Raw genomic sequence first — 25042 nt, 5'->3', positions numbered from 1 at the left:
CCGGGCACCCTCTGGCCTTTGCGCCCGGGCCACGATAGATGGGCAGAACCAGCTTGTGAGGCACCGCCCATGTCCAGATACTCCGACGCCATCTCCTCGATCGAGGACATCATCGAGGACGCCCGCAACGGGCGCATGTTCATCCTGGTCGATCACGAGGACCGCGAAAACGAGGGCGACCTGGTGATCCCGGCGCAGATGTGCACGCCGTCGGCGATAAATTTCATGGCCACACATGGCCGCGGGCTGATCTGCCTGGCTCTGACCTCCGAACGTGTCGATCAGCTGGGCCTAGAGCTGATGGACCGCAAGAATTCCAGCCGGCATTCCTCGGCCTTCACCATATCGATCGAGGCGGTGGAAGGTATTGCCACCGGCATCTCGGCCGCCGACCGGGCGCGCACGGTCAGCGTGGCAATCGACCCGACCAAGGGGCCGGCCGACATCGCCAGCCCCGGCCACATCTTCCCGTTGCGTGCACGGGATGGCGGGGTTCTGGTGCGCGCGGGCCATACCGAGGCCGCAGTGGACGTGGCACGGCTCGCGGGGCTGAACCCCTCTGGCGTGATCTGCGAGGTGATGAACGACGACGGCACGATGGCGCGCCTGCCGGACCTGATCCAGTTCGGCCAGAAGCACGGACTGAAGATCGGCACGATCAGCGACTTGATCGCCTACCGCCGCAAGCACGACAATCTGGTCAAGGAACGTTCGGTCCGGTCGGTCAGTTCGATCCACGGCGGCGACTGGCTGATGCGCATCTTCACCGACGAATTGCAGGGCGCCGACCATGTGGTGCTCAGCAAGGGCGATCTGAGCACACCCGACCCCGTGCTGGTGCGCGTCCACGCGCTGAACCCGCTTGAGGACGTGCTGGGCCTGGGCGAGGGCAGCGACCTGCCCGCGGCAATGCGCATCATCGCGGCCGAGGGGCGCGGCGCAGTTGTCCTGTTGCGCGACACGACGATGAAGATGGTCGAAGAAGGGGAACATTCGCCCCAGACGCTGCGGCAGTACGGGATCGGAGCGCAGATCCTTTCCTCGCTGGGGCTGCGGAAGATCACCCTGGTTACCAATTCCAAGGCGCCGAAGCTGATCGGGCTGGAAGGCTATGACCTGACCATCGCGGGCACCCGCCCGATCAAGGAATAGCCCATGGCCACCGCCGAAACCCATTACACCCTGCCGCTTCCTGCCTTCGACAAGCCCGTGAAGCTCTTGATCGTCGTGGCGCCCTATTACAAGGACATCGCCGACAACCTGGTCACGGGAGCCCGCGCCATCGCCGAAAAATGCGGGGCCGAGGTCGATCAGGTCGAGGTGCCCGGCGCGCTTGAGATCCCTTCTGCCATCGCCATGGCAGAACGGCTGGCTGAATACGACGGATATGTCGCGCTTGGCTGCGTGATCCGGGGTGAGACCACGCATTACGATACGGTCTGCAATGACAGCAGCCGTGCGCTCAGCCTTCTGGGCTTGCAGGGCGCCTGCATCGGCAACGGGATCCTGACGGTGGAAAACCGTGCCCAGGCCGAAGTGCGTGCCGACCCTTTCGGCCAGAACAAGGGCGGCGGTGCTGCCGCCGCGGCCTTGCACCTGATCGCCCTTTCGCGCAAATGGGCCGGGAAGACCAAGGGGATCGGCTTTCGCGCATGAAGACTGACAAGCGCCAGATGAAATCCGCAGCCCGGCTTTATGCCGTGCAGGCGCTGTTCCAGATGGAAGCCTCCGGCCAGACGGTCGAGGCGGTGACGCGCGAGTTCGAAACGCATCGTTTCGGCGCGACCTACGAGGAAGGCGAATTTGCCGAAGGTGACGTGGATCATTTCCGCGCCGTCGTCGGATCGGCGGTCAACTGGCAAGCGAAGATCGACCAGATGACCGACCGCGCCCTGGTGGCGACCTGGCCGATCGACCGCATCGACCCGGTCCTGCGCGCGCTGTTCCGCGCCGCAGGGGCGGAATTGGTGGACATGGCAACCCCGCCCAAGGTGGCGATTACCGAATATGTGGATGTGGCCAAGGCCTTCTTCCCCGATGGCAGGGAGCCGAAGTTCGTGAACGCCGTGCTGGACCACATGGCGCGCGAGGCCAGGCCCGACGCGTTTTGAACCACGACTCTGTCGGGCGGGGTCTGGACGGCGCACGAGGGGCACTCCATATGCGGCGCGACAAGACTTCAGACCGGAAGGCCCAGATGTTCACACGCGCAGCTGTCGGACAGTTTCTAGACCGCCCCGACGTCACCCGTTTCCTCATCGGGGTCATCCTGGTGAACGCCGTCGTCCTGGGGCTGGAGACATTTCCGCCCGCGATGGACCGCGCGGGCCTGCTTCTGGTCCGGCTCGATCAGGCCTGCCTTGCGATCTTCGTGGCGGAACTCGCCGCGCGGCTTTACGCCCAGGGGCTGCGGTTCTTCCGCTCTGGCTGGAACCTTTTCGACTTCGTGATTGTCGGCATATCGCTGGCGCCGGCGGGGGCCGGCTTTTCCGTGCTGCGGGCCCTGCGCATCCTGCGGGTTTTGCGGGTGGTCTCGGCTGTTCCTTCGTTGCGGCGCGTGGTCAATGGCCTTGGCCGCGCACTGCCGGGGATGGGGTCGGTGTTCCTGCTGATCCTTCTGATCTACTACATCGCTGCGGTGATCGCGACCAAGCTTTTCGCCGCCAGCTTCCCCGACTGGTTCGGCAGCCTGGGCGCCAGCGCCTATTCGCTGTTCCAGATCATGACGCTGGAGTCCTGGTCGATGGGGATCGTGCGGCCGGTGATGGAGGTCTATCCTCATGCCTGGGCCTTCTTCGTGCCCTTCATCCTGATGACCACCTTCGCAGTGATGAACCTGATCGTCGGTCTGATCGTGAATTCGATGCAGGAAGCCGCGTCGGAAGAAACGCGCGAGGAAACCCATGCCTTCGAGGAAAAGGTGCTGGCGCGGCTGGCCGAGATCGAGCGCAAGCTCGACGCAAGGTAGATCCCGGCACCGCCGTCGCATTTCTTCGATCGCTCTTTGCTGCGCCCCTGCAAAGACCGTTGCAACAAGAGCGATCAGCCGCGTCCCTATTCGCGGTGCGCCTGAAACAGAGCGGCGGCACGATCGAAAAACCGGGCGCGGGTTGCGGGGCCTTCCATCATTATTTCGTGTTCCGCCCCCGGGTAAAGGTCCAGCTGTCCGTTCGGCCATCCGGCCATCCGCACATGCACCGGGGCCACGTCCACCACCTTCTCGGCCGTGCCAAGCGCGCAGATCGCCGGCGTTTTCGGCGCGGGCAGCGCGGCAAGCGCAGAGCATTCCCGCAGCGCCGCCCCCAGCCACGCAAGCGATGGCCCGCCCAGCGCCAGATCGTGCACCTCGGCAACCTGGCGGCGCATGTAGTTCCACATTTCGCGGTCAGTGGTCAGGACATTGCCCTCGAAGGGCACCTGCAACAGGTAGCACTCACCCCCCGTGGTCGGAGCATAGCGATGTGCCAGACCAAGCGGCCGTGCCACCGCCGCCACGACCGAAGCCATGGGGCGCAGCCAGGCGGCCATGGCGATGCCCCACATCGGCGCCGAAAAGACGGCAGCCTTGACCGGAAGCCCCCGAATCAGCCCGCGCAGGCCAATGCAGCCCCCCATCGAATGGGAAAGCATGTAGTAGGGCTCGGGCAAGGCCGCAGCCCGGGCCTGGGCGAACATCGCATCCAGATCCTGCTGATATTCGGCAAAGTCGTCGACATGGCCCACCATACGGTCGGGCAGCGCCCGGTCGGCAAGACCCTGTCCGCGCCAGTCAAGCGTGATGACGGAAAAGCCCCGCGCGACCAGATCGCCCGCAGCGCGACCGTATTTCTCGATGCATTCGGTCCTTCCTGGAAGCAATAGCACCGTTCCCTTGTCGCCCGCCTTCCACCAGGCCACGCGGATGCGCACGGCCCCCGACATAAGCCAGACGACCGAGGGCCCGGGTGGTCCCTCGGCCAGCGCGGCATGAAAAGGTGCGGGCGTCACCCCAGCACCGAACCAAGCTTCATCGCCATGCCCATGCTGCCATCGACCTTCAGCTTGCCGGTCATGAAGGCCATGGTCGGATTGGTGCTGCCTTCGAGAATCGAACGGAAGACCTCTGCATCAGCCGTAAGGGTCACATCGGCCTCCTCATCTCCGGCGCGCACGCCGTTGGCGTCCAGCATGATGGCACCTTCGCCAGGGATCACGAATTTTGCCACCCCGTCAAACCGGCCCCCAAGCCTGGCGGAAAGGGCCTTCACCGCCGCGTCGATCATTTCGCTCATGCAAGTCTCTCCTTCGTGACCCCGACGCCACTGGCAATCTGGCGCGGATCGATTACCTTCCCGTTATGGGTGTCCGGGCAAGACTTCTCAATCGTATCGTTGCGGCACTTGTGCCGCTTTTCCTGTCCTGCACCCCTGCAGCGTCGCAGGACATGTCGAGGCTGGACGATCTGCTCGCCCGGCTTCAATCGGCCGACGGTGCGGCAGCGGGCCGGATCGAGAAGGAAATCCGCATCGAATGGTCGAAATCGGGCTCGGCGGCGCTTGACCTTCTGCTGCAGCGCGGCCGCGACGCGCTGGCGATGGGCGACACCACCCAGGCGATCGAACACTTCACCGCAATCATCGACCATGATCCCGGCTTTGCCGAAGGCTGGAATGCGCGGGCGACGGCCTTCTACCAGGCCGGCGAATTCGGACCCGCCCTCTACGACATCGCCCGGACCCTTGCGCTGAACCCCCGGCATTTCGGGGCGCTGTCGGGGCTTGCGACCATTCTGGAAGAAACGGGACAACCCGAACGGGCGCTTGCAGCCTACAGGGCCGCCCTGGCCATCCATCCGCATCTTGCGGGCGCGGCAGAAGGCGTTAAACGGCTGGAAGCCCAGCAGACGGGCCAGGAGCTTTGATCCATGGACGCCCCGCGGCGGGTGACGGCGGTCCTCGGGCCGACGAACACCGGGAAGACCCATCACGCGATCGAACGGATGCTGGCGCACCGCACCGGTGTCATCGGCCTGCCGCTGCGACTGCTGGCACGCGAGGTCTATGATCGCATCGTCGCCCGCGTCGGCCCCTCGGTGGTGGCGCTGGTCACGGGCGAGGAACGTATCGTGCCCGACCGCACGCAATACTGGGTATGCACCACCGAGGCGATGCCATTGGACATCGGCGCCGATTTTGTCGCAGTGGACGAGATCCAGCTTTGCGCCGACCCCGAACGCGGCCATGTCTTCACCGACCGGCTTCTGCGCGCGCGGGGGCTGAACGAGACGCTTTTCCTCGGTTCAGACACCATGCGGGGGGCTATTGCGGGCCTCGTGCCGCACGTGACGTTCCTGAAGCGCGAACGGATGTCCACCCTGCGCTATGCGGGGTCGAAGAAGATCAGCCGGATGCCCGCGCGGTCGGCCATCGTCGGCTTTTCCGTCGAGAACGTCTATGCCATCGCAGAGCTGATCCGGCGCCAGAAGGGCGGTTGCGCTGTGGTGATGGGGGCGCTGTCCCCGCGCACACGCAACGCTCAGGTGGCGATGTACCAGAACGGCGACGTGGATTATCTGGTTGCCACCGACGCCATCGGCATGGGGCTGAACCTCGACATCAAGCACGCGGCCTTTGCCGCCACGTCGAAGTTCGACGGCCGCCGGATGCGCCCGCTTTACCCGCAGGAACTGGCCCAGATCGCCGGCCGCGCCGGTCGGCACACCGAGGACGGCACCTTCGGCGTCACCGGCGAGGCGCGGCCGTTCGACGAAGATCTGGTCGAGGCGATCGAGACCCACCGCTTTGCCCCGGTCAGGAAACTGCACTGGCGCAACGAATCGCTCGACTTCGGCAGTGCCGAGCGGCTGATCCGCAGCCTGGAGGAGCCCACCTCGAACGAATGGCTGACCCGCGCGCGGGATGCCGACGATCTTCTGGCGCTGAAGGCGCTGGCGGCACTGCCCGAGGTGCAGGACAGGCTGACCGAGCCCAAGCGCGTGCGGCTTCTGTGGGATGTTTGCCGGATTCCCGACTTCCGCTCCTCTTCCGGCGCCGAGCACACGACGCTGCTTGCGCGGATATTCGAGTTTCTGGTCGGCCGCGGGCTTGGCGGTGGCCGGATTCCGTCGGATTGGCTGGCCAAGGCGATCCAGCGGATCGACAAGACAGAAGGCGACATCGAGACCCTGTCGCGCCGGCTGGCCCATATCCGCACGTGGACCTACGTCACCCAGCGGAAAAACTGGGTCGAAGACGAAACCCATTGGCGCGAGGAAACCCGCGCTGTAGAAGACCGCCTGTCGGATGCCCTGCATGCGGCGCTGACCCAACGATTTGTCGACCGGCGGACGAGTGTCCTCCTTCGCCGGTTGAAGCAGAAGGAGATCCTCGTGGCCGAGGTGAACGACAAGGGCGAAGTGACGGTCGAAGGCGAATACGCGGGCCGTCTGGAAGGTTTTCGCTTCCGGCAGGATGCAAGCGCCACAGCGGATGCAGCGCGCACGCTGGCGCAGGCCGCAATTCAGGCGTTGAAGCCGGAATTCCACCTGCGCGCCGACCGCTTCTACAATGCCCCAGATACCGAGCTGGACTTCACCGAACAGGGGGGCCTCATGTGGGGCACGACGGCGGTGGGCAAGCTGGTCAAGGGCGCCGAACCGCTGAAACCGGCCGTCGAGGCCTTCGTTGACGAAGAAGCCGGCCCCGAGGTCGCCGAAAAGGTCCGCCGTCGCCTGCAGCATTTCATCGACCGCAAGGTTGCCGCCCAGTTCGAACCGCTGCTCGCCATGTCCCGCGACGAGGGCCTGACCGGCCTTGCCCGCGGCTTCGCCTTCCGCCTGACCGAGGCTATGGGCGTCCTGCCCCGCGACCAGGTCGCGGCCGAGGTCAAGGAGCTGGACCAGGAGGCCCGCGCCAGCCTGCGCAAGCACGGGGTGCGCTTCGGCCAGTTCACCATCTTCCTGCCCGCGCTTTTGAAACCCGCGCCCACCCGGCTGCGGCTGGTGCTCTGGTCATTGTGGAACGGGCTGCAGGAATTCCCCGAATCGCCACCGCCGGGCCTTGTCACCATTCCGAACGTGGCGGAGGTTCCGAAAAGCCATTACACGCTGGCCGGCTATCACCCGGCAGGCAGCCGCGCGATCCGCATCGACATGCTGGAACGCCTGGCCGACATCCTGCGCCAGAAGGACAGCCGCGCGGGCTTCGAGGCGACGCCCGACATGCTGTCGATCACCGGCATGACCCTCGAGCAGTTCGCCGACCTCATGGCGGGACTTGGCTACAAGGGCGAAAGGGGTGAACGCCCGAAGGTCAAGGCCGCCGAAACACCGAAAGAGCCCGAGATCTCCGAGGAAGCCGCAGCCGCCATAGCCGCCGGCGTCCCGATCCCAGAAGAGGTCTCTATCCTGGCGCCCGAACCTGCGCCGGAACCCGAGGCCGCGCCGGAACTGGAGGTGTTCTACACCTTCACCTGGGCACCGAAGCCCCGCCACCAGCGCCCCGAGCGCAGCGAACGCGGCCCCAGACCCGAACGCAGGGAAGGCGACCGTCCGCGGGGGGATCGGCCAAAGGGCGACCGCCCGCAAGGCGACCGTCCGAAGCATCATGCCAAGGGTGACCGCCCGCAAGCCAAGGGTGGCAAGCCCCCGCGCGAGGACCGGCAGAAAAGCTTCGAGGCGCGCCCGCCGCGGAACGAAAAGCCCATCGACCCCGACAACCCCTTTGCCGCGCTGCTGGCGCTGAAGGGCAAGGTCTGATTGGCCGGGCCTTCGGGCAGGCCCACCCCGGACGCCAGCGCAAGACTGCGGCTGGACAAGTGGCTTTGGCAGGCGCGCTTCTTCAGGTCGCGCGGCTTGGCCGCCGAGGCGATCGAGGCCGGGGCCGTGCGGGTGAACGGCATCCGGGTCACCCGTCCCGGGCGCGACGTGACCGAAGGCGATACCCTCACCTTCCCTCAGGGGTCGCGCATCCGGGTGATCCGCATCGTGGCGCTTGGCCTGCGACGCGGCCCGGCAAGCGAAGCGCAGACACTGTATATCGACCTTGACGCCGGACCGGCTTGAATGATCTGTGCGCCTGCTCTAACTGCCATGCAAACGATCCGCTTCGAGGCCGGCCCATGACTTATGTCGTCATCGACAACTGCATCGCCTGCAAATACACCGACTGCGTCGAGGTCTGCCCGGTAGACTGTTTCTATGAAGGCGAGAACATGCTCGTCATCCACCCCGACGAATGCATCGACTGCGGCGTGTGCGAACCGGAATGCCCTGCCGATGCGATCCGCCCGGATACAGAGCCGGACATGGAGGAATGGGTCGCCTTCAACCGAAAATACGCGCAGATGTGGCCGGTGATCGTTACCAAGAAGGATCCGCTGCCGGGTCACGAAGAACGAGACGGCGAACCGAACAAACGAGAGAAATATTTCTCGGAAGCTCCGGGCACCGGCGGCTGAACGGAGTCCGATTCGTGGCCCCATGTGACCACGAATCGGTGAGATGAGAGATATTCCAGTAATCGCAGCATGTTAGCCTGTGGGTGCCTGATTCCGCGACAGTTGGAATCGGGCGTGGTTTGTGTTATGAAACCTTTACAAACAAGCATGGAAACCTGTCTGACGGCTTAGAGCACTGTGCCTAGGCCGGCTGCTTTTGTGACAAACTGACACCACACACCAGGGCTGGGGTGCCCGGGTGCGCGGTGTTTGTTGCGGAAGGGGTTTCCGATCTGGGGAATGTGCCGAATGACCAAACCGAAGAAGCCTGAATTCCGTCCCAACGATTTCGTCGTCTATCCTGCGCATGGCGTGGGCAAGATCATCTCGATCGAGGAACAGCAGATCGCCGGGATTCAGCTGGAACTATTCGTCATCTCCTTCGAGAAGGACAAGATGACGCTGCGCGTCCCCACCCACAAGGCGGCGGAAATCGGCATGCGTCCGCTGTCGGCGCCCGATGTGGTCTCCAAGGCGCTGGACACGCTGAAGGGCAAGGCGAAGGTCAAGCGCGCCATGTGGTCGCGCCGCGCGCAGGAGTACGAACAGAAGATCAATTCGGGCGACCTGCTGTCCATCGCCGAGGTCGTGCGTGACCTGCACCGCGCCGATGACCAGCGCGAACAGTCCTATTCGGAACGTCAGCTTTACGAGGCCGCCCTGGAACGGCTTACCCGCGAAGTCGCCGCAGTCTCCGGCGTGGATGAGGCGGGTGCGGCCAAGCAGGTGGACAGCGTCCTTCTTGGCCGCGCGGCCTGATCGTTTCACCACACTGCAAAACGGCGGCCTTGGCGGGCCGCCGTTTTCGTTTGCCGAAAGCCAGATCGTGCGTAGCGGACTGTCGCTCTGTCTCAACGGGGTGCCCTTGATGAGGCAGCTCGACACCGGCCTGTCCGACAGGACACGGTCGGCGCGAAGCCCCGGGGGCGGCCTCAGTCGAACTCGCGCAGGCGCGCCACATAGCGGGCCATGGTGTCCACTTCCAGGTTCACGCGATCCCCGACCTTGACCTCGCCCCAGGTCGTCACTTCCTGCGTGTGCGGGATCAGGTTCACGCCGAATTCCGCCCCTTCGACCTCGTTCACCGTCAGCGAGGTTCCATTCAGGGCCACCGATCCTTTTGGCGCGATGAACCTGGCCAGATCCGCAGGGGCGCGAAGGCGCACACGAAGCGACCCGCCCTCTGGGGTAACGCCCACCACCTCGGCCACCCCATCGACATGGCCCGACACGATGTGGCCACCCAGCTCGTCACCGACTTTCAGCGCCCGCTCCAGGTTCACCCGCTTGCCCGGCACCCAGCCCGAAAGATTGGTCTTCGACACCGTTTCGGCCGAGATTTCCACGTCGAACCAGCCTTCCGGCTCTGCCCCCAGCGCAACGACGGTCAGGCAAACCCCGTCACAGGCGATCGAGGCGCCGATGTCGATTCCCTCGACATCATAGCCAGTCGCAATCCGCGCCCGCAGGTCGCCGGTCACCTTCGTCTCGACGATCCGCCCCACATCGGTGATAATTCCCGTGAACATCCCGGTCTCCTCGCTTCTGCCTGACCTAAGCCTGCGCCATGCCCCAAGTCCAGCCCCGTTTGCCGCAAAGAAACCTTGCACTTGCGCCGGATTGCTGCTCTTGCGGAAAGGGATCCACACAATCGCGCTAACCGCCGGGACGCCGTGAACCTGAATCGCCGCTTCCTTCTGCTGCAAGGCCCGCACGGCCCCTGGTTCCACAGCCTTTCCCAGCACCTTCGCGCCGCAGGGGCAGAGGTCTGGCGCGTTGGGTTCAACTTTGGTGACAGGGTGTTCTGGCCTGGCAAAGGCTACATTCCCTTCAAGGACGATCAGACCGCCTGGCCCGAAACCTGCACCCGCCTGATCGACCGTCACCAGATCACCGACCTGGTGCTTTATGGCGACACCAGACCGGTCCATGCCCAGGCGATACGCATTGCCCGCATGCGGGGCCTGACCGTCCATGTGTTCGAGGAAGGCTACCTGCGCCCCTACTGGATCACCTACGAACGCGGGGGATCGAACGGACATTCGCGGCTTATGGATCTGACGCTGCCCGAGATGCGGGCCGCGCTTTCAAACGTTGATCCCGACCTGCCCGACATGCCCGCGACATGGGGCGACATGCGCCAACACATGTTCTGGGGGGCGATCTATCATGGCTTCGTCGCACTGGGCGGCCGCGCCTACCGCAATTTCCGCCCGCACCGGGCCCTGACGGTCGGCCAGGAATTCGCGCTTTATCTCAAACGCTTCCTGCTCATGCCCTTCCACCGGCTCGAGCGACGGATAGCGACAGCCCGTATCCGGCGCGGCGGCTTTCCCTATCACCTCGCGATCCTGCAGCTGGAACATGACGCCAGCTTCCGCACGCATTCGCCCTTTTCCAGCATGACCGACTTCATCGATCTGGTGATCAGGGGCTTCGCGGCAGGCGCCCCCCGGCATCATCATCTGGTCTTCAAGGCCCATCCGCTGGAGGACGGTCGCGTACCGCTGTTGCCCGAGATCCGGCGTCTTGCCGCCGTGCACGGAATCGGTGGCCGGGTCCATTTCGTGCGTGGAGGCAAGCTGGCGGAATTGCTGAATGACGCACGATCCGCCGTGACGGTGAATTCCACCGCCGGGCAGCAGGCACTTTGGCGCGGGGTGCCGTTGCGCAGTTTCGGGGCTGCCGTCTATGACAAGCCCGAATTCGTTTCCGACCAGCCACTGGCAGAGTTCTTTGCCGCCCCGAACCGCCCCGACACACGCGCCTACCGCGACTATCGCCAATTTCTGCTGGAAACGTCGCAAGTCGTGGGCGGCTACTATTCCGCCCGGGGCCGGCGGGCGCTGCTGCGGCAAGTTGTCGACATGATGCTGGCGCAAGACGATCCCTACGAAGCCCTGTTGCATGGAAAAGCGGCACCCCGGCAACAGTTGCGCGTTGTGCGATGAAAACCGTAGGCCCATCTGGCGGGAGGATCACGCCTTGAATAGATTTCCAGCCATAGGCAGCGAAGAATCCTGCGAGGTGGCAGAGTGAATCGAGTCCGTTCCTCAACGATCAAGGCGCTGGGGCTGGTTTCGGCGTTCGCAGTCGTTGCATCTTGCGGTCTGCCCCGTTCCGGCCCGACCAAGAGCGAGATCCTGTCCGGATCGGTCGAGAAGAAGGGAAACGCCTTTGTCGTCGAGGTGACGCCGGAGGTCTCGCGCGCGACGGCGGTGCAGCCGACCTTCGGTTTCAGCGAGGCCTTCCGCAAAGCCGGTCTCATGGGGTCGGATACGATTGCCGCAGGCGACGTGCTGTCCATCACGGTGTTCGAGAATGTGAAGGACGACCCCCTGCTTGGCAACACAGGCCAGCGCGTCACCCCGCTGAGCGAAGTTCAGGTAGATGGCCAGGGCTATATCTTCCTGCCCTATGCCGGGCGCATCCGAGCCGCCGGCCAGACGCCAGAGGGCGTACGCCAGGCGATCACGCGCCAACTTGAAGGCCAGACGCCGGACCCACAGGTCACCGTCGCACGGGCTGCGGGGGCAGGGGCCACAGTGTCGGTTGCCGGACGCGCCGCCGGGCCGGGTGTCTACCCGATCGAAGCCGCCACACGCACCCTTGCGACCATGCTGGCAAGGTCGGGGGGCGTGGCGATCGACCCCGACATCGCGATCATCCGGCTTACCCGGGGGAACCATTCCGGCAAGGTATGGCTGAAGGATCTCTATGCCAATCCGGCCAACGACATCGCCCTGCGCCCGGGCGACAAGATCGTGGTCGAGGAAGACAGCCGCAGCTTCATCGCCCTTGGCGCGACGGGCGGGCAGAGCAAGGTCGATTTCGAATCCGAGACGCTGTCCGCGCTGGAGGCGATTGCCATGGTCGGGGGCCTTTTAACCAATGCGGCCGATCCGAAGGGCGTCTTTGTCCTGCGCGACGAAAGCGAAGCCATCGCCCGGGCCGTGCTGGGCCGAAACGACCTGATCGGCGACCAGCGCATCGTCTATGTCCTGAACCTGACCGAACCCACCGGTCTGTTCGAGGCGCGCGATTTCCAGATCCGCGATGGCGACACGCTGTATGTGACGGAAGCGCCCTTCGTTCGCTGGCAGAAGGTGCTCGGCGCGATCACCGGAACCACGGGGGCGGCGACGAACCTTGCCAACACCGCCGACCGCAGCAACTGATCCGCCGTGGGCGCGCAGGGGCTGCTGAGCGGGGTTCCTCGGCGGCTCTGGCACCAGAACCTGTCCTTTCTTCGCGACCGGCGCCTGCACAGGGTTCTGGATCTGGCCGGGCACGAATTGCGCTTCGGCCTGCCGCGACCGGGTGATGGGGTTCTGGTCTGGGGCTGCAGCCCGACGGCATGGCGCGGCGAGATCCTGGCGCGGCGTCACGGCCTGCCGCTGGTAAGGGTCGAGGATGCCTTCCTGCGCTCGGTCCACCCTGGCCGGGCCAGGGGCGAGCCGCCACTTGGCCTGATCTTCGACCCGCTGGGCATACACTTCAACAGCCGGAACCCGTCGCTGCTGGAGCACACCCTTCAGAACGGTTTGCAGGATTCGAACATTCTGGATCGTGCAGCGCCTCTGATAGCCCGGATAAGATATCATGGCTTGTCGAAATACAACAATTTTGACCCGGATCTGCCAGTGCCCGATCCAGGCTTCATCCTGGTGGCGGACCAGACGCGTGGCGATGCCTCGATCCTCCACTCCGGGGCCTCGGCAGCGACATTCAGGCGGATGCTGACTGCTGCCCTGACCGAAAACCCCGATGCAAGGATCGTGATCCGCACCCATCCAGAAACCGCCGCCGGCCTGCGCAGGGGGCATTTCGGGTCGGCCGATGCGGGCGGACGGGTGACGCTGCTGACCGCGCCAGTGTCGCCACATCGGCTGCTGGCGGCGGCTAGCGCCGTTTATACGGTTTCCAGCCAGCTGGGTTTCGAGGCGATTCTTCATGGCCATCGCCCCAGGGTTTTCGGCCAGCCCTTCTATGCCGGCTGGGGCCTGACACAGGACGAAGCCCCCCTGCCCCGCCGCACCCGCCGTTTGACAGCGGAACAGCTGTTTGCGGGGGCAATGATCGTGGCGCCGCTCTGGTATGATCCATGCCGAGACCGGCTGTGCCCTCTGGAAGAGGCGCTGGACCAGCTGGAAGCCGAGGTGCGGGCGTTCCGCGAGGATCGGCGCGGTCATGTTGCCACCGGGATGCGGCTGTGGAAGCGTGGCCGGATTCAGGCCATCTTCGGCGGCCACAAGGCGGTGCGCTTCCGCAGCGACCCGCAGGCGGCTGACAGGCTGGCGCAGATGACGGGGCGCAGCCTTCTGGTCTGGGCTGGCAAGGAACCCCGCGACTTCCGTCCCACGGCTGCCTGCCTGCGGGTCGAGGACGGGTTCCTGCGATCCCGCGGGCTGGGGGCGAACCTCGTTCCACCCCTCAGCCTGGTCACCGACGACCGCGGGATCTACTACGATCCGACACGGCCCTCGCGGCTTGAGGAGCTGATCAAGACGCCGCTGCCCCCCGGCGGACGCTACCGGGCCGAACGTCTGCTTGCGCGGCTGCGGGCGGAAGGGCTTTCGAAATACAACCTTGCCGCCCCGCCCCTGCCGCCGCTGCCCGCAGGCCACCGCATCCTCGTTCCCGGCCAGGTAGAGGACGACGCCTCGATCCTGCTTGGCGCGGGCGAGGTGCGGACGAACCTCGGGCTGCTGAAGGCCGCGCGGCAGGCCAATCCGGGGGCCATCCTGATCTACAAGCCGCATCCCGATGTGGTCGCGGGTCTGCGGCCGGGGGCGCTTGCCGAAGCCGATCTTCGGAACCTCGCCGATATGGTGCTGCCCGTGGCAGACCCGATCGCGCTGCTGGCACAGGTGCACGAGGTCTGGACCATGACCTCGCTTCTGGGCTTCGAGGCGCTGCTCCGGGGCGTGCCGGTGACCTGTCTTGGTACACCATTCTATGCCGGCTGGGGCCTGACCCGCGACCTCGGCCCGGTGCCGGACCGGCGCGGCAGGACCGACCTGGCAACGCTGGCACATGCCGCACTGATCGCCTATCCCCGCTACTGGGATCCGGTCAGCCGCCGCCCCTGCCCGCCAGAGGTCGTGCTTGACCGGCTGGCCGCTGGTGCCATTCCCTTGCCCGGACGGCTGCATCGGCTACTTGCAAGGCTTCAGGGCCGCTTCGCAAGCCTTGCCCCGCTCTGGCGCTAGTCCTCCGGCGCCTGGCGCACCAGCCGCCAGAACCGCCACATCAGGCTGACCGAAGCGCAGACCAGCCCCACGACCAACCCCAGCCACAACCCGACCCCGCCCATGCCCAGCGGAAAGGCCAGCACATAGCTGCAAGGGATACCAATCAGCCAATAGCTGACTGCGGCCAGGACCATCGGCACACGCGTATCCCGGATCCCGCGCAGAAGCCCCAGCGCCATCACCTGCATGCCGTCCGCCAGCTGGAACAGCGCCGCCACGATCAGCAGGACCGAGCCATAGGCAAGGATCGCCGCGCTGTCCGGCTTTTCCATGTCCAGAAACAGCGCGATGATCGGCTCGGGGAAGGCCAGGAACAGTGCGACCGAGGCAAGTGCCACCGCCAGCGAGATCAGCAGCGCCACCTGCGCTGCCCTTCGCAAGTTGGCCCGGTCGCCGCGGCCGTCAAAGCGGGCGACACGGATCGTGGCGGCGCTGGAAAGGCCGACGTGCAGCATGAAGGTCAGGGCCGCCACCTCCAGTGCGATGCCGTGGGCCGCCAGTTCGACTGCCCCGATCCAACCCATCATCAGCGCCGAGGCCTGGAACAGACCGCCCTCGGCCAGCCCGGTCAGACCGATCGGCACGCCAAGCCGCCAGACCTGGCGCAGCGCGGGCCAGTCCGCCCGCCAGAAGCGCTGGAACAGATGGAACCTACGCAGGCTTGGCAGGAGGCCGGCATAAAGCCCGAGGGCAAGCAGCGAAGCGGCCTGCACGGTCAGCGTCGCGACCGCCGCGCCGTTCGCACCCAGTTCGGGAAATCCCCAGTTTCCGAAGATCAGCGCCCAATTGACAGCGACGTTCAGCCCCACGGCCGCCAATGTGACCCACAAAACCACCTGTGTCCGTCCCAGCGCCGACAGGTAGCTTTGCAGAACTGTGACGCATAGTGCGGGCGCCATGCCAAAACCTGCCAGGAAAAGGTAGCCCTCGGCAATGGCTGCAACCTCCGGCTTCTGGCCAAGCGCCAGCAGGATCGGCCCCGCTGCCCAGAATATCGGAAAGACCGCAAGTCCGTAGGCGATCGACAGCCACAACCCCATCCGCGTGTCGCGTCGTACCTGGGTCTCGTCACCCTGGGCCAAGGCCGAGGCAACCATCGGCATGACAGCCTTGGCGAAGCCCGACCCCAGAACGAAGACGATGAAGAAGCTCGACGCCCCCAAGACCACCGCGGCCAGAGGCACTACGCCGTACCAACCCATCATCACCACATCGGTCACATGCAGCGCCATCTGCGCCAAGGACGACCCGGCAAGGGGAAGGCCCAGCGCAAGGGTCTCCCTCGCGTGGGTGGATGTGGATATCTGCGGTGTCATGGCTTCCGCTTACGCGGGCCGCGCTGGGTTCACAAGGTAGGGTTTCCGCCGCAGCGCGGCGTCAGGGAGACTGTATCAGCAGACCCAGCGCAGCAGCGGCGATCAGCGCGCCGATCCCCAGTTCCAGCACCGGCATGACCCGCGCCACGCCCTGCCCCGGCAGCGCGGCCAGCACCCCCTCGCGCGCCCAGACAGCCAGCAGCGCCACCCCCACGGTGACCGAGGCCGTGCCCAGCCCCATGACGAAGGCCCCTGCAATTCCCGCCATCGGGATCCCAAGTTGCCAGGTCAGGATCAGCACCAGAAGCGCACCGGAACAGGGCCGCATCGCTATGCCCGCAACTAGCGCAAGGCCATCGCGGAAACCGGTGACCTTCCGGGCCTGTTCCAGCGTGGGGCCGTGGGCATGATCGCAGTGCGACCCGTGGTGATGATCGTGGCGTCCGTCGCCGAAACCGGGATGAACATCATCATCGTGCGGTCTGTTCCGGGCCGCGGCGCGCAAGCCCTGCATCCCGCGCCACATCAGCCAAAGGCCCAGGCCCGCAATCATTGCATGGCCCATGGGTGTGACCAAATGCTCGGCCGTTTCGTCCACCTCGCCCCGCGCCAGGCCAAGGACTGCCACCAGCAAATGGACCAGCCCGACCGCCACCGCCGCCTGCGCAAGGCTTGAGGCAAGCGCCAGCCCCGCCAGCCGCCAGACCGGCACCCGGCGCGCCACGCCATAGCCGCCGATCACCAGCTTGCCATGCCCGGGCCCTGCCGCATGCAGGGCGCCATAGGCAAAACAGATCGCCCAGAAGGCCGCAAGCGCCCCTGCCTCGCCGGCCCGCAAGGCCCGGATCGCCCCGGCCAGACGATCCTGAACCGCCCGCTGCGCCGCCGAAAGCGCGGCCTCGATCCCCGCAAGTGCCCCTGTCAGCCACAAGGTACCGATGACAAGCACCAGCCCGAGGCCCGCAAGCATCACGGCGCGGTGCATGTTACCCGCACTTCTTCGGCAAACTTGGCGCCCACGGCTGGAAACTCTGCCTGCAGGTCCACATCGGGCGCATATTCCGACAGCGCGGCCAGCAGCTGTTGCTGCGCCTCGTCCAAGTCAGGAACGAAGGTTCGCGCGGTGCAGCCTAGCCCGCCGGAGACCACGGGCGGAAAGGGGATGGCATAAGCGACGTAATAGCCCGGATCATAGGCCTGCACGACCAGCGGCAGAGTGTCCAGGGGGACCGGCTCGGCAAAGGTGCGCAGATGGGTCGTGGTAATTTTTCCGTCCGCGTAGCCTGCCGTCCAGTCCTGCGGTCGGGAGAGTTCAAGCGGCGTCTCGCCGAGCAAGGCGTAGGTGTCGCCCGGAAAGTCCGGATCCCAGTTCATGTCGAAGCCGGACAGGCGCGCCGTTTCTTCGGGCGTGAGGTTGCCGTCCCAGTCGGGATCGAGCCCCATGTCCCCCACGACGGAAAGAGAATAGAGTTCGTCATAGGTCCAGCCGATGCGCAGCCCCGTCGCCTCGTTCCGGTCGTTCAGGATCACCTCGATCCTGGTATCGATCCAGACATGCGGATGAGCGACCACCGGCCCGCCAACCGCCAGGACCACCCCGCCAAGAAGAAGTCTTCGCCACATGGGCGGCAATCTAGGGGTCACGGCCCCGCGCGCCAAGAAGGAAGCGACGATTCCGGCAAGGCCCTGCCGGTGGCAAGCGGCTGCATGATAAGGCATGGGCCACACCGCCGGACCGGGTTGCAGGATGACCTGGATCAAGGCGCGATTTTCGGAAAGCTCTAGGTGAAGACAGGATGGAGGTGGACATGGATCTGGTCTGGCTTCTGGATCACGTCGAAGAAGGCACGTTGGCAGCCTTGCTCGGCCTTTTGACCGGGGCGGTGTTCGGTGTGGCGGCGCAGCGTTCCGCATTCTGCCTGCGCGCCGCGACGGTCGAGTTTTCCCGGGGACTGCTTGGCCCAAAGGTCGCGGTCTGGCTTCTGGCCTTTTCCACGGCGGTGATCTGGGTCCAGGGGGCAGAGCTGCTGGGCCTTTTCCGGTCAAGCGAGGCGCGCATGATGGCTGTTGCCGGGTCTTGGTCAGGCGCAATCCTGGGCGGGCTGATGTTCGGCGCGGGCATGGTGCTGGCGCGAGGATGTTCCGGTCGGCTGCTGGTTCTGGCGGCAACGGGAAACCTAAGGGCCGTCGTCTCGGGCCTGATCTTCGCGGTGGTGGCCCAGATGTCGCTGCACGGCCTGCTGTCGCCGATGCGCGCCTGGCTTGCGGGACAGTGGATCACGCCCGGCGGAGCAAATGTCGATCTTCTTGCCGCCCTGGGACTGCCGAAGATTGCGGGCATTATGCTGGGGGTGGCCATTGCCGCCCTGGCCTTCGTTCTGGTGCGCCGGAACAAGGTTGGTTTCGCCGCGGTGGCCTTTGCTTCGGGTGTAGGCTTCTCTGTCGCCTTGGGCTGGGTTCTGACCTACAGCCTGGCCCAAGTGGCCTTCGAGCCGATGCCGGTGACATCGGCAACGTTCTCAGGGCCATCGGCTGATACGCTGATGTTCTTCCTGACCGAAAACCCTGTGCTGGATTTCAACATCGGCCTGGTTCCGGGCGTCTTCCTTGGGGCATTCCTCTCTGCGACGCTGAAGGGGGAATTCCGCTTCCAGGGGTTCGAGGGCGAGGGACAGATGCGCCGGTCGATGACCGGGGCCGCCCTGATGGGGTTCGGGGCCATGCTGGCCGGTGGCTGTGCAATCGGGGCGGGCGTTACCGGCGGGTCGATCTTCGTGGCAACGGCCTGGCTGGCCCTTCTGTGCATGTGGATCGGGGCGGGGGTGACGGACTGGCTGGTTGATCAGCCGTCCGTCCGGCGGGCCATCGCCTGAGATCGCAACGCATGGAACCGACGGCGGGCCGGTTCCGCCCGGGCTGTCAGACAATGACTGACAGACGATGACCGAGCGCGCGGGCGCTACTGTCCGCTTGCTTCCCTGGCAATCTCGTCCAGCAGGGCCTGGACCTCCTGCATCGGCCCCTCTGGCAGATGACGGTAGCCGATGGCGACCTGCCCCTCGTGGTCGGTGACGAAGATGCCATAGGGGCAATGCGCGATGTTCATCGGGTCTGCCTCCATCACCCTACGCGAAAGGACGGCCGAGCAGAAAAGGAACACGTCGGCATTGTCGTAGATCTTCACCTCGCTGCCAACATCGGCGCCGGTGCGGTTCAGCATCTGGCCCACATGGCTGCGATAGTCGATCACCAGTCCCCGGTCCACGATGGCCGATTCCACGGCAAAGGTGGCATCCTCGAAACTGCCGTCGAAGGGATAGGTCGTCGCCTGCTGCGCCAGCGCGGCCTGCGCGCCAAGGGCAAGGGTAAGGACAGTTGCGGCAAGTCTGGTCATGGCGGCACCTCTCTGCACGGGCCGGGATCAGACCCCGGCGATGTAACGATAGCCTTTTTCCGCCCGCTCGACACGGCCGATGCCGCCCTCGGGCAGGTGGTAGCCGATGATCGCGTGGCCCTCTGCCGCCAGCCGATCGAGCAGCCCGACCCGCGTCGCGGCGGCACGCGCGCCGTCCTGGTCCGAACCGCTGGCCCAGTCCGGCCGCTCGAAGGCGACGTGGTGGTTGCCGATGCAGTCGCCCAGCACCATGACCGGGGTCGAGCCGGCGATCTCATAGGCCATATGGCCAGGTGTATGTCCGGGGGTCAGTCGCGCGGCGATGCCCGGAAGCGGTTCTTCCCCGTCGGACAACAGCCGGACCGTCTCGGCAATCGCGCCCAGCCGGCGCGATGCGCCAACGGCAAAGGTCGCCCGCGCCTCGCCGATGGTGGTCACGGTTTCAGGATCCATCCAATAGTCGAATTCTGCCTGACCGATCATGTATTCGGCATTCGGGAACACGGGTTCATCGAATTCGTCCAGAAGGCCCCAGAGATGATCCGGGTGACCATGGGTGAGCAGGACATGGGTGATGTCCTCGACGCCCAGACCCAAAACATCGAACGCCTCCATCAGCTTGCCGGCAGAGGGCTGGAAGTCGGGCCCCGATCCCACGTCGAACAGCACCGTGTTCGTCCCGTCACGCAGCAGTGTCACGTTGCAGGGCGGGGTAAGCTGGTCGGTCGGCAGGCCGTATTTGCTGACGATGGCCTGCATCTCTTCTTGCGGCATGCCGCCCAGGATGAAGTCGCCGGGCAGCACCAGGTTGCCGTCGGACAGGGTGTCGATCCGCAGATCCCCCAGCTCTAGCGTGCTGGCCGCCCAGACCCGGCGCGGGGCGAACGGTGCGGCCAGTGCGGCGGCGGTGGCAGTCAGCAGGTGGCGGCGTGTCAGCATGGGCAGATCCTTGCAAAGAGCAGGCCCCCCGAACGGAGGGCCCGCAGGTCGGGAGGAAAGGTCAGCCGAACATGTCGGCCGTAATCCCGGCATACCAGCCGAGCGATTCCTCGTATGTCGCCTTGCGCAGTGCCGCATCCTCGCCGGTTTGCGAGACGAAGCTTTCGACGCTGGCAATCTTCTCTTCGGTCGGCTCGTAGGACGCGCCGATCTTCACCCCATCGTCGGTATCCAGAAGCGACCAGCAGGTATTGGAATATCGGGCGGGGAAGGTCTTTGATCCGGTCAGCTCGCCCCGAATCATCATCGCCGCCACCTTGGCCTGGCTGTTGGCCGAGAAACCCGATTTCGGCATGTCGCCCTGGGCAGAGGCATCGCCCAGAACCCAGATGTTCGGGTCGGCCTTCGATTTCATGCTGAAGGGATCGACAGGCGCCCAGCCCTTGTCATCGGTCACCCCGGCAATGGCAGCGATCTTGCCGGCCATCTGGCCCGGAATCACGTTGCAGCAGGCGACCTTCGTCACCTCGCCGTCGATCACCACTTCCATCGCCTCGGGCCGCACCTCGACATTGCCGCCGCCGAATTCCGACCCGATCCATTCGACCATTCCGGGATAGTGCTTCTGCCAACCTTCCTCGAACAGCGCCTGTTTCGAAAACTTGTCCTTCGGGTCTGCGACCAAGATCTTGGCCGTCGGGTTCTTCTGTTTCAGCACATGGGCGACCATGCTGATCCGTTCGTAGGGACCGGGCGGGCAACGGTAGGGATTCGGCGGCGCGATCATGGCGAAGACACTGCCTTCCGGCATCTCTTCGACCATCTTTTTCAGAAGCTGGGTCTGCGGGCCGGCCTTGTAGGCGTGCGGCATGATCTCGGCGTGCTGCTCCAGCGACCAGCCAGGCACCGACCCATCGCGGAAGTCGATCCCGGGCGACAGCACCAGCCGGTCATAGGGCAACACCTGCCCGGCGGCCAACGTCACTGTCCTGGCAGCCGCATCGACGCCGGTCGCCGTATCGTTGATGACTGTCACGCCCCCCCCGGCCAGCTTGTCGTAGTTGTGCTGCAGGCTTTCGAAGTCGCGGAAGCCGCCGAGATAGAGGTTGGAGAAGAAGCAGGTGGTGTAGATCGGATTGGCCTCGACCAGCGTCACCTCGATCGCGCCGCCGCTATCCTTCGCCAGATAGCGCGCAGCCGTCGCCCCCCCGGCGCCGCCGCCGATCACCACAACCTTGGGCTTGGCCTGGCCCCAGACGCTTGGGGCAGTAAGAAGGGTGCCGGCGACAATACCGGTTCCGATGAAGTGGCGTCTGTTCAGCATTGGGTTCCTCCTCCCAGTGGGTTGCGTCGTCCTGGCCCGGCTTTCCCGTGCTTCTTCATTTTCATTCGAGTGTCGCGAAATAGGCAGCAAGCGCCGCGATCTCCTCTTCGTTCAGGCGGCCCGCCATCATCTGCATGACGGGATGCGGGCGCAGTTTCTGCTTGTAGGCATGCATGGCGACCACGAAATCCTCGGCTGGCCAGCCGGTGATCGACGGGATGCCCTGGTCGGACCCGTCGGCCTGGTGGCAGGTCTGGCATTCCGACGCGAGATATTCGCCGTAGTCGGGGTCGCCCTTGATGGCCAGTATCTCGGGCGAAAGGTCAGGATCGGTCTTCAGGGCCGTCGGTTCCGATTCCGGAATGTCCTGCGGCCGGTCGGACCACTCGCGCAGGAAAGCCAGCAAGGCAGCGCGTTCCGCCGGGTCGGGCAGGCCGCGATAGTTCATCCTCGTGCCGGAAACCAGCGCCTTGGGATTGGCGATATAGGCGTCCAGCGTGGTCAGCGTCCAGGTCAGCCCGTCAGAACCCATCCGCTCCATGGATTTGGAATAGTTGAACTCCGGCACACTGCCAGCGCGGCGGCCGAAGATCCGGTTGAGCTGCGGCCCGACCCGGTTCTTCGCGCCTTCGCCGATCTGATGGCATGCCTTGCACTGACTGGCGAAGATCGTGGCCCCCTGTTCGGCATCGCCGATCTGCTCGGCTGTCCCCGGCACGGGGCCGAGGACGAGGCACAGGGCGACAAGGGCAAGACGGCAGTTCATGGCTACTCGAACGTGGCCAGATACGCGATGACGGCGTCACGCTCCTCGGCCTTCTTCAGACCGGCGAAGGACATCTTGGTGCCCTTCACAAAGCCCCTGGGGTCTTCCAGGAAGGCGTGCAGTGCTTCGGCATCCCACACTCTGCCTTCCGCGCCCATCGAGGCCAGCCCGTCGGAATACTTGAACCCTTCGACCTGCCCCATTCCGGCACCGACGATACCGTTCAGCGCCGGACCGACCCCGTTCTTTGCGCCCTCGCCAACCTTGTGGCAGGCGGCGCATTTCTTGAACACCGTCTCTCCTGCGGCAATCAGGGCCGGGTCGGCGCCAGCCGGCGCGGGCTCTGCGTCGACCTCCGTCGCCGCCGCCTCGGCCGTCTCGACCGGAGCCTCCGTCATCCCTGCTGTCGCCTCGGCGGCCGGTGCGGCGGCCTCGCCGGTCGAAGCCACGGTGATCACCGGCAGGGTTCCGGCAGGCTTGCCGTCCGGATCTGTCGGCGTCACGTTCAGTTCCACAGCGCGCTTGGTGACCTGGGGCGCGCTTTCGCGGCAGTTTTCCATGCAAGGTTCGGCCGAGAACAGCGGGTATTCCGTGGTTGCCCGATCGTCCACATAGAAGCCCTCGGCATTGGGCATCACGATCGAGGTGAAGTTCTCGTTCGACAGCACGAAGTCATCCTCGACGATGCCGTTCGAGTAGAGAAGGAACGCCGTGATCGCGTAGGTGTCGTCAACCGAAAGCGTCTGTGCGTTGCCGAAAGGCATCGAGCGGTGGACGTAATCGAAGACGGTGGACAGATAAGGCCAGTAGCTGCCGATCGTCTTGACAGGACGCGGATCCCTGAGGCTGCCCGCACCGCCGGCCAGCACCGGCCAGGCGTCCAGCCCTTCGGCAAAGTCGCCGTGGCAGGCGGCACAGTGTTCACCGAAGATCGCGTCGCCCGTTTCCACATCGCCCGACCCCACAGGCAGACCAGTGCCATCAGGCAGAACGGCCACATCCCATGCCTCAACCTCTTCGGGAAGGGCCGGACGGCCAAGACCAAGCGGGTTGGCCAGGGCCGGGGTCACAGCCGCAGGGGCCGGTTCCGCGGCCTCCACCGGTGAGGGGGGAGCGGCCTCGGCCACCTGGGTCGGCGCCGGTTCTGCGGCGGGCGCTGCTGCCGGTTCAGGTGCGGGGGTTGCTGTCACGGCTGGTGCTGGGGCCGGGGCGGCCTCTTGCACCTTTGGGCCGGTCGAGGCGAATACGAAAGCGGCGACGGTCGCGGCCGTGGCCCAGCCGGTGACCAGAAGGATTGTCGGGAACTCAGGCGATTTCGACATTCTCGACCTCTCCGTCGGCGCGCACCCACCAGACCTGGATGCCATTGTTGTGATAGACATTGTTCAGGCCGCGGATCTCGCGCAGGGCCTGCTTGGTGGGCTGGACATAGCCCGTCTCGTCGATGGCGCGGGACATGATGAACATCTCCTGCCCGTCCCAGTTCATGTCGTAGTGGAAGCGCGTCAGTGCCTTGGGCCGCACCTCGCCCGAGATGCGGGCCGGCACCCAGGTATTGCCGCCGTCCACCGAGACATCGACCCGTGCGATCTTGCCATGCCCCGACCAGGCCAGCCCGGTGATGACCAGCGGCCCCTTGCCATGCCGGATCGGCGCCTGCGGCGAGGGCGAGGTGATGACCGATTTCGCATCCATCACCCAGGTCCATTTCCGCGCCCGGCCGTCCGGCATCAGGTCGGTGTATTTCGAGGTCTCCTCGCGGCTTTCCACCGCCTGGTCATAGACCCCGATCCGGCGCAGCCACTTGACCCACATGTTGCCTTCCCAGCCGGGCACCACCAGCCGGACGGGATAGCCGTGTTCCTTGCGCAGCGCCTCGCCATTGGCGAAAAAGGCGACCATCACGTCGTCCAGCGCCTTTTCCATCGGGATCGAGCGGCCGTTGGACGAGGCGTCGGCGCCTTCGACATAGACCCACTTGCCCTCGGGCTTGACGCCCGCCTCGGCAAGAAGGTCGCGCAGCATCACCCCGGTGTATTCCATGTTGTGGATCATGCCCTGGGTGAACTGGCAGCCTTCAAGCTGCGCGCCCCCCCATTCCATGCCGCCGTTCGCCGCGCATTCGCAGAAGGCGATGGCGATGTGGCGCGGAAAGCGCATCAGGTCGTCCCAGGTGAAAACCAGTTCACGTTCCACCAGCCCGTTGATCATCAGCCGGTAGTCCTGCTTCGACAGCTCGATCGCGCCGGAATGGTGGCGCTCGAAGGCGCAGCCCTGCGGCGTGATCGTGCCTTCCAGCGCATGGATCGGCGTGAAGTTGATCGAACTGACCGGGCTTTCGGTCAGCCATTCCACGTTGCGCCGCACCACATGGCTTTCAAACCGGATCGGCATGCCATAGGGCGTGGCGTCCACCGGATCGCCGAAGGCCGAGGCCCAGGGCTGGACCTCGGTGATCAGCGGGTCGGGCGCGGTCTGGGCGGTGGCGGCGGTGGCCACAAGCCCCGCCCCGGCGGCGGCGGTGCCGGCGAGGAAGGCGCGGCGGCTGGTTACGGGTTCGTCGGTCATCTGGCG

25 protein-coding genes are annotated in these 25042 nt (G+C 65.4%); 13 read left to right on the top strand and 12 right to left on the bottom strand.

All coding sequences use genetic code 11. The features are described 5' to 3' along the window. Nucleotides 1-69: 69 nt before the first annotated feature. From ribB to EYB42_RS09780, 4 genes are all read left to right on the top strand, one after another. Complete coding sequence (gene ribB, locus EYB42_RS09795; RefSeq protein WP_135449920.1) at nt 70-1152, top strand: 3,4-dihydroxy-2-butanone-4-phosphate synthase; 1083 nt, start codon at nt 70-72, stop codon at nt 1150-1152. Between the two features lie 3 nt (nt 1153-1155). Continuing rightward, on the top strand, nt 1156-1656 hold the full coding sequence (locus EYB42_RS09790; protein WP_135449919.1) for a 6,7-dimethyl-8-ribityllumazine synthase: 501 nt from the start codon (nt 1156-1158) through the stop codon (nt 1654-1656). Next, entirely contained in the window at nt 1653-2111 is a 459-nt protein-coding gene (gene nusB / locus EYB42_RS09785) for a transcription antitermination factor NusB (RefSeq protein WP_240784074.1), read from the top strand. The genes EYB42_RS09790 and nusB overlap by 4 nt, the downstream gene beginning before the upstream one ends. An 86-nt stretch (nt 2112-2197) precedes the next feature. Beyond that, nucleotides 2198-2968 (top strand): ion transporter, encoded by a 771-nt coding sequence (locus EYB42_RS09780; RefSeq protein WP_135449918.1) that lies wholly within the window; start codon nt 2198-2200, stop codon nt 2966-2968. An 86-nt stretch (nt 2969-3054) separates the two neighbouring features. Here EYB42_RS09780 and EYB42_RS09775 read toward each other — a convergent pair whose 3' ends face one another. Then, nucleotides 3055-3987, bottom strand: coding sequence for an alpha/beta fold hydrolase (locus tag EYB42_RS09775; RefSeq protein WP_205909972.1), 933 nt, complete (start codon nt 3985-3987; stop codon nt 3055-3057). Continuing rightward, nucleotides 3984-4271, bottom strand: coding sequence for an SCP2 sterol-binding domain-containing protein (locus EYB42_RS09770; RefSeq protein ID WP_135449917.1), 288 nt, complete (start codon nt 4269-4271; stop codon nt 3984-3986). The genes EYB42_RS09775 and EYB42_RS09770 overlap by 4 nt, the downstream gene beginning before the upstream one ends. 152 nt (nt 4272-4423) lie before the next feature. Between EYB42_RS09770 and EYB42_RS09765 the strand changes: the two genes are divergently transcribed. The 5 genes from EYB42_RS09765 to EYB42_RS09745 all read left to right on the top strand — a co-directional run bounded on the left by EYB42_RS09765 (nt 4424) and on the right by EYB42_RS09745 (nt 9234). Next, complete coding sequence (locus EYB42_RS09765) at nt 4424-4900, top strand: tetratricopeptide repeat protein (RefSeq protein WP_167850981.1); 477 nt, start codon at nt 4424-4426, stop codon at nt 4898-4900. A 3-nt stretch (nt 4901-4903) separates the two neighbouring features. Next, nucleotides 4904-7735 carry a helicase-related protein gene (locus EYB42_RS09760; protein WP_135449915.1) on the top strand — a complete coding sequence of 944 codons (2832 nt, stop codon included), beginning with the start codon at nt 4904-4906 and terminating at the stop codon, nt 7733-7735. Beyond that, nucleotides 7736-8041, top strand: coding sequence for an RNA-binding S4 domain-containing protein (locus EYB42_RS09755; protein WP_135449914.1), 306 nt, complete (start codon nt 7736-7738; stop codon nt 8039-8041). A gap of 56 nt (nt 8042-8097) precedes the next feature. After that, nucleotides 8098-8436, top strand: a complete 339-nt coding sequence (gene fdxA, locus EYB42_RS09750) for a ferredoxin FdxA (protein WP_135449913.1) — start codon at nt 8098-8100, stop codon at nt 8434-8436. 288 nt (nt 8437-8724) lie between these two features. Further along, a complete protein-coding gene (locus EYB42_RS09745; RefSeq protein WP_135449912.1) occupies nt 8725-9234 on the top strand; it encodes a CarD family transcriptional regulator in 510 nt (169 codons plus the stop codon). Nucleotides 9235-9407: 173 nt separating this feature from the next. On the opposite strand, the gene EYB42_RS09740 is transcribed toward EYB42_RS09745, so the two are convergent. Then, entirely contained in the window at nt 9408-10004 is a 597-nt protein-coding gene (locus EYB42_RS09740; RefSeq protein WP_135449911.1) for a riboflavin synthase, read from the bottom strand. A 144-nt stretch (nt 10005-10148) separates the two neighbouring features. Here EYB42_RS09740 and EYB42_RS09735 point away from each other — a divergent pair, with 144 nt between their 5' ends. The 3 genes from EYB42_RS09735 (at nt 10149) to EYB42_RS09725 (ending at nt 14687) form a co-directional block, all read left to right on the top strand. Next, a complete protein-coding gene (locus tag EYB42_RS09735; protein WP_135449910.1) occupies nt 10149-11426 on the top strand; it encodes a capsule biosynthesis protein in 1278 nt (425 codons plus the stop codon). Between the two features lie 84 nt (nt 11427-11510). Continuing rightward, nucleotides 11511-12653: a polysaccharide biosynthesis/export family protein gene (locus tag EYB42_RS09730; protein WP_240784073.1), complete on the top strand. Its 1143-nt coding sequence runs from the start codon at nt 11511-11513 to the stop codon at nt 12651-12653. A 6-nt stretch (nt 12654-12659) separates the two neighbouring features. Beyond that, nucleotides 12660-14687: a capsular polysaccharide biosynthesis protein gene (locus tag EYB42_RS09725; RefSeq protein WP_240784072.1), complete on the top strand. Its 2028-nt coding sequence runs from the start codon at nt 12660-12662 to the stop codon at nt 14685-14687. Here the strand turns inward: EYB42_RS09725 and EYB42_RS09720 are convergent. The 3 genes from EYB42_RS09720 to EYB42_RS09710 form a co-directional block, all read right to left on the bottom strand. Next, nucleotides 14684-16045 carry an MATE family efflux transporter gene (locus EYB42_RS09720; RefSeq protein WP_135449909.1) on the bottom strand — a complete coding sequence of 454 codons (1362 nt, stop codon included), beginning with the start codon at nt 16043-16045 and terminating at the stop codon, nt 14684-14686. The genes EYB42_RS09725 and EYB42_RS09720 overlap by 4 nt on opposite strands. A gap of 61 nt (nt 16046-16106) precedes the next feature. Continuing rightward, nucleotides 16107-17030, bottom strand: a complete 924-nt coding sequence (locus EYB42_RS09715) for a nickel/cobalt transporter (protein ID WP_135449908.1) — start codon at nt 17028-17030, stop codon at nt 16107-16109. Continuing rightward, a complete protein-coding gene (locus tag EYB42_RS09710) occupies nt 17015-17668 on the bottom strand; it encodes a DUF1007 family protein (RefSeq protein ID WP_167850980.1) in 654 nt (217 codons plus the stop codon). Before EYB42_RS09710 ends, EYB42_RS09715 begins: the two co-directional genes overlap by 16 nt. A 185-nt stretch (nt 17669-17853) precedes the next feature. Here EYB42_RS09710 and EYB42_RS09705 point away from each other — a divergent pair, with 185 nt between their 5' ends. Beyond that, complete coding sequence (locus tag EYB42_RS09705) at nt 17854-18918, top strand: YeeE/YedE family protein (protein WP_135449906.1); 1065 nt, start codon at nt 17854-17856, stop codon at nt 18916-18918. An 86-nt stretch (nt 18919-19004) separates the two neighbouring features. Here the strand turns inward: EYB42_RS09705 and EYB42_RS09700 are convergent, their stop codons facing one another. From EYB42_RS09700 to soxC, 6 genes are all read right to left on the bottom strand, one after another. Further along, nucleotides 19005-19439, bottom strand: a complete 435-nt coding sequence (locus EYB42_RS09700) for a DUF302 domain-containing protein (protein ID WP_135449905.1) — start codon at nt 19437-19439, stop codon at nt 19005-19007. 27 nt (nt 19440-19466) lie between these two features. Then, a complete protein-coding gene (locus EYB42_RS09695; RefSeq protein WP_135449904.1) occupies nt 19467-20378 on the bottom strand; it encodes an MBL fold metallo-hydrolase in 912 nt (303 codons plus the stop codon). Between the two features lie 61 nt (nt 20379-20439). Then, nucleotides 20440-21702, bottom strand: a complete 1263-nt coding sequence (locus EYB42_RS09690) for an NAD(P)/FAD-dependent oxidoreductase (protein ID WP_135449903.1) — start codon at nt 21700-21702, stop codon at nt 20440-20442. Between the two features lie 61 nt (nt 21703-21763). Continuing rightward, nucleotides 21764-22468 carry a c-type cytochrome gene (locus tag EYB42_RS09685; protein ID WP_135449902.1) on the bottom strand — a complete coding sequence of 235 codons (705 nt, stop codon included), beginning with the start codon at nt 22466-22468 and terminating at the stop codon, nt 21764-21766. Between the two features lie 2 nt (nt 22469-22470). Continuing rightward, nucleotides 22471-23790 (bottom strand): c-type cytochrome, encoded by a 1320-nt coding sequence (locus tag EYB42_RS09680; RefSeq protein WP_135449901.1) that lies wholly within the window; start codon nt 23788-23790, stop codon nt 22471-22473. Further along, nucleotides 23774-25036, bottom strand: a complete 1263-nt coding sequence (soxC, locus tag EYB42_RS09675) for a sulfite dehydrogenase (protein ID WP_135449900.1) — start codon at nt 25034-25036, stop codon at nt 23774-23776. The genes EYB42_RS09680 and soxC overlap by 17 nt, the downstream gene beginning before the upstream one ends. Nucleotides 25037-25042: the final 6 nt, after the last annotated feature.

Origin of the sequence: Tabrizicola caldifontis, from assembly GCF_004762095.1 — a bacterium.
Lineage (GTDB): Bacteria > Pseudomonadota > Alphaproteobacteria > Rhodobacterales > Rhodobacteraceae > Tabrizicola > Tabrizicola caldifontis.
The sequence above is the reverse complement of the archived record's forward strand: the minus strand, read 5'-3'. Positions and strand labels throughout refer to the sequence as shown.

Bases quoted from the DNA above. Each gene is read 5' to 3' on its own strand.
- EYB42_RS09765 (WP_167850981.1), top strand. From the start codon at position 4,424: ATGTCGAGGCTGGACGATCTGCTCGCCCGGCTTCAATCGGCCGACGGT.
- fdxA (WP_135449913.1), top strand. From the start codon at position 8,098: ATGACTTATGTCGTCATCGACAACTGCATCGCCTGCAAATACACCGAC.
- EYB42_RS09740 (WP_135449911.1), bottom strand. From the start codon at position 10,004: ATGTTCACGGGAATTATCACCGATGTGGGGCGGATCGTCGAGACGAAG.
- EYB42_RS09710 (WP_167850980.1), bottom strand. From the start codon at position 17,668: ATGTGGCGAAGACTTCTTCTTGGCGGGGTGGTCCTGGCGGTTGGCGGG.
- EYB42_RS09770 (WP_135449917.1), bottom strand. From the start codon at position 4,271: ATGAGCGAAATGATCGACGCGGCGGTGAAGGCCCTTTCCGCCAGGCTT.
- EYB42_RS09760 (WP_135449915.1), top strand. From the start codon at position 4,904: ATGGACGCCCCGCGGCGGGTGACGGCGGTCCTCGGGCCGACGAACACC.
- EYB42_RS09720 (WP_135449909.1), bottom strand. From the start codon at position 16,045: ATGACACCGCAGATATCCACATCCACCCACGCGAGGGAGACCCTTGCG.
- soxC (WP_135449900.1), bottom strand. From the start codon at position 25,036: ATGACCGACGAACCCGTAACCAGCCGCCGCGCCTTCCTCGCCGGCACC.
- EYB42_RS09690 (WP_135449903.1), bottom strand. From the start codon at position 21,702: ATGCTGAACAGACGCCACTTCATCGGAACCGGTATTGTCGCCGGCACC.
- EYB42_RS09705 (WP_135449906.1), top strand. From the start codon at position 17,854: ATGGATCTGGTCTGGCTTCTGGATCACGTCGAAGAAGGCACGTTGGCA.
- nusB (WP_240784074.1), top strand. From the start codon at position 1,653: ATGAAGACTGACAAGCGCCAGATGAAATCCGCAGCCCGGCTTTATGCC.
- EYB42_RS09685 (WP_135449902.1), bottom strand. From the start codon at position 22,468: ATGAACTGCCGTCTTGCCCTTGTCGCCCTGTGCCTCGTCCTCGGCCCC.
- EYB42_RS09745 (WP_135449912.1), top strand. From the start codon at position 8,725: ATGACCAAACCGAAGAAGCCTGAATTCCGTCCCAACGATTTCGTCGTC.
- EYB42_RS09680 (WP_135449901.1), bottom strand. From the start codon at position 23,790: ATGTCGAAATCGCCTGAGTTCCCGACAATCCTTCTGGTCACCGGCTGG.
- EYB42_RS09790 (WP_135449919.1), top strand. From the start codon at position 1,156: ATGGCCACCGCCGAAACCCATTACACCCTGCCGCTTCCTGCCTTCGAC.
- EYB42_RS09700 (WP_135449905.1), bottom strand. From the start codon at position 19,439: ATGACCAGACTTGCCGCAACTGTCCTTACCCTTGCCCTTGGCGCGCAG.
- EYB42_RS09780 (WP_135449918.1), top strand. From the start codon at position 2,198: ATGTTCACACGCGCAGCTGTCGGACAGTTTCTAGACCGCCCCGACGTC.
- ribB (WP_135449920.1), top strand. From the start codon at position 70: ATGTCCAGATACTCCGACGCCATCTCCTCGATCGAGGACATCATCGAG.
- EYB42_RS09715 (WP_135449908.1), bottom strand. From the start codon at position 17,030: ATGCACCGCGCCGTGATGCTTGCGGGCCTCGGGCTGGTGCTTGTCATC.
- EYB42_RS09695 (WP_135449904.1), bottom strand. From the start codon at position 20,378: ATGCTGACACGCCGCCACCTGCTGACTGCCACCGCCGCCGCACTGGCC.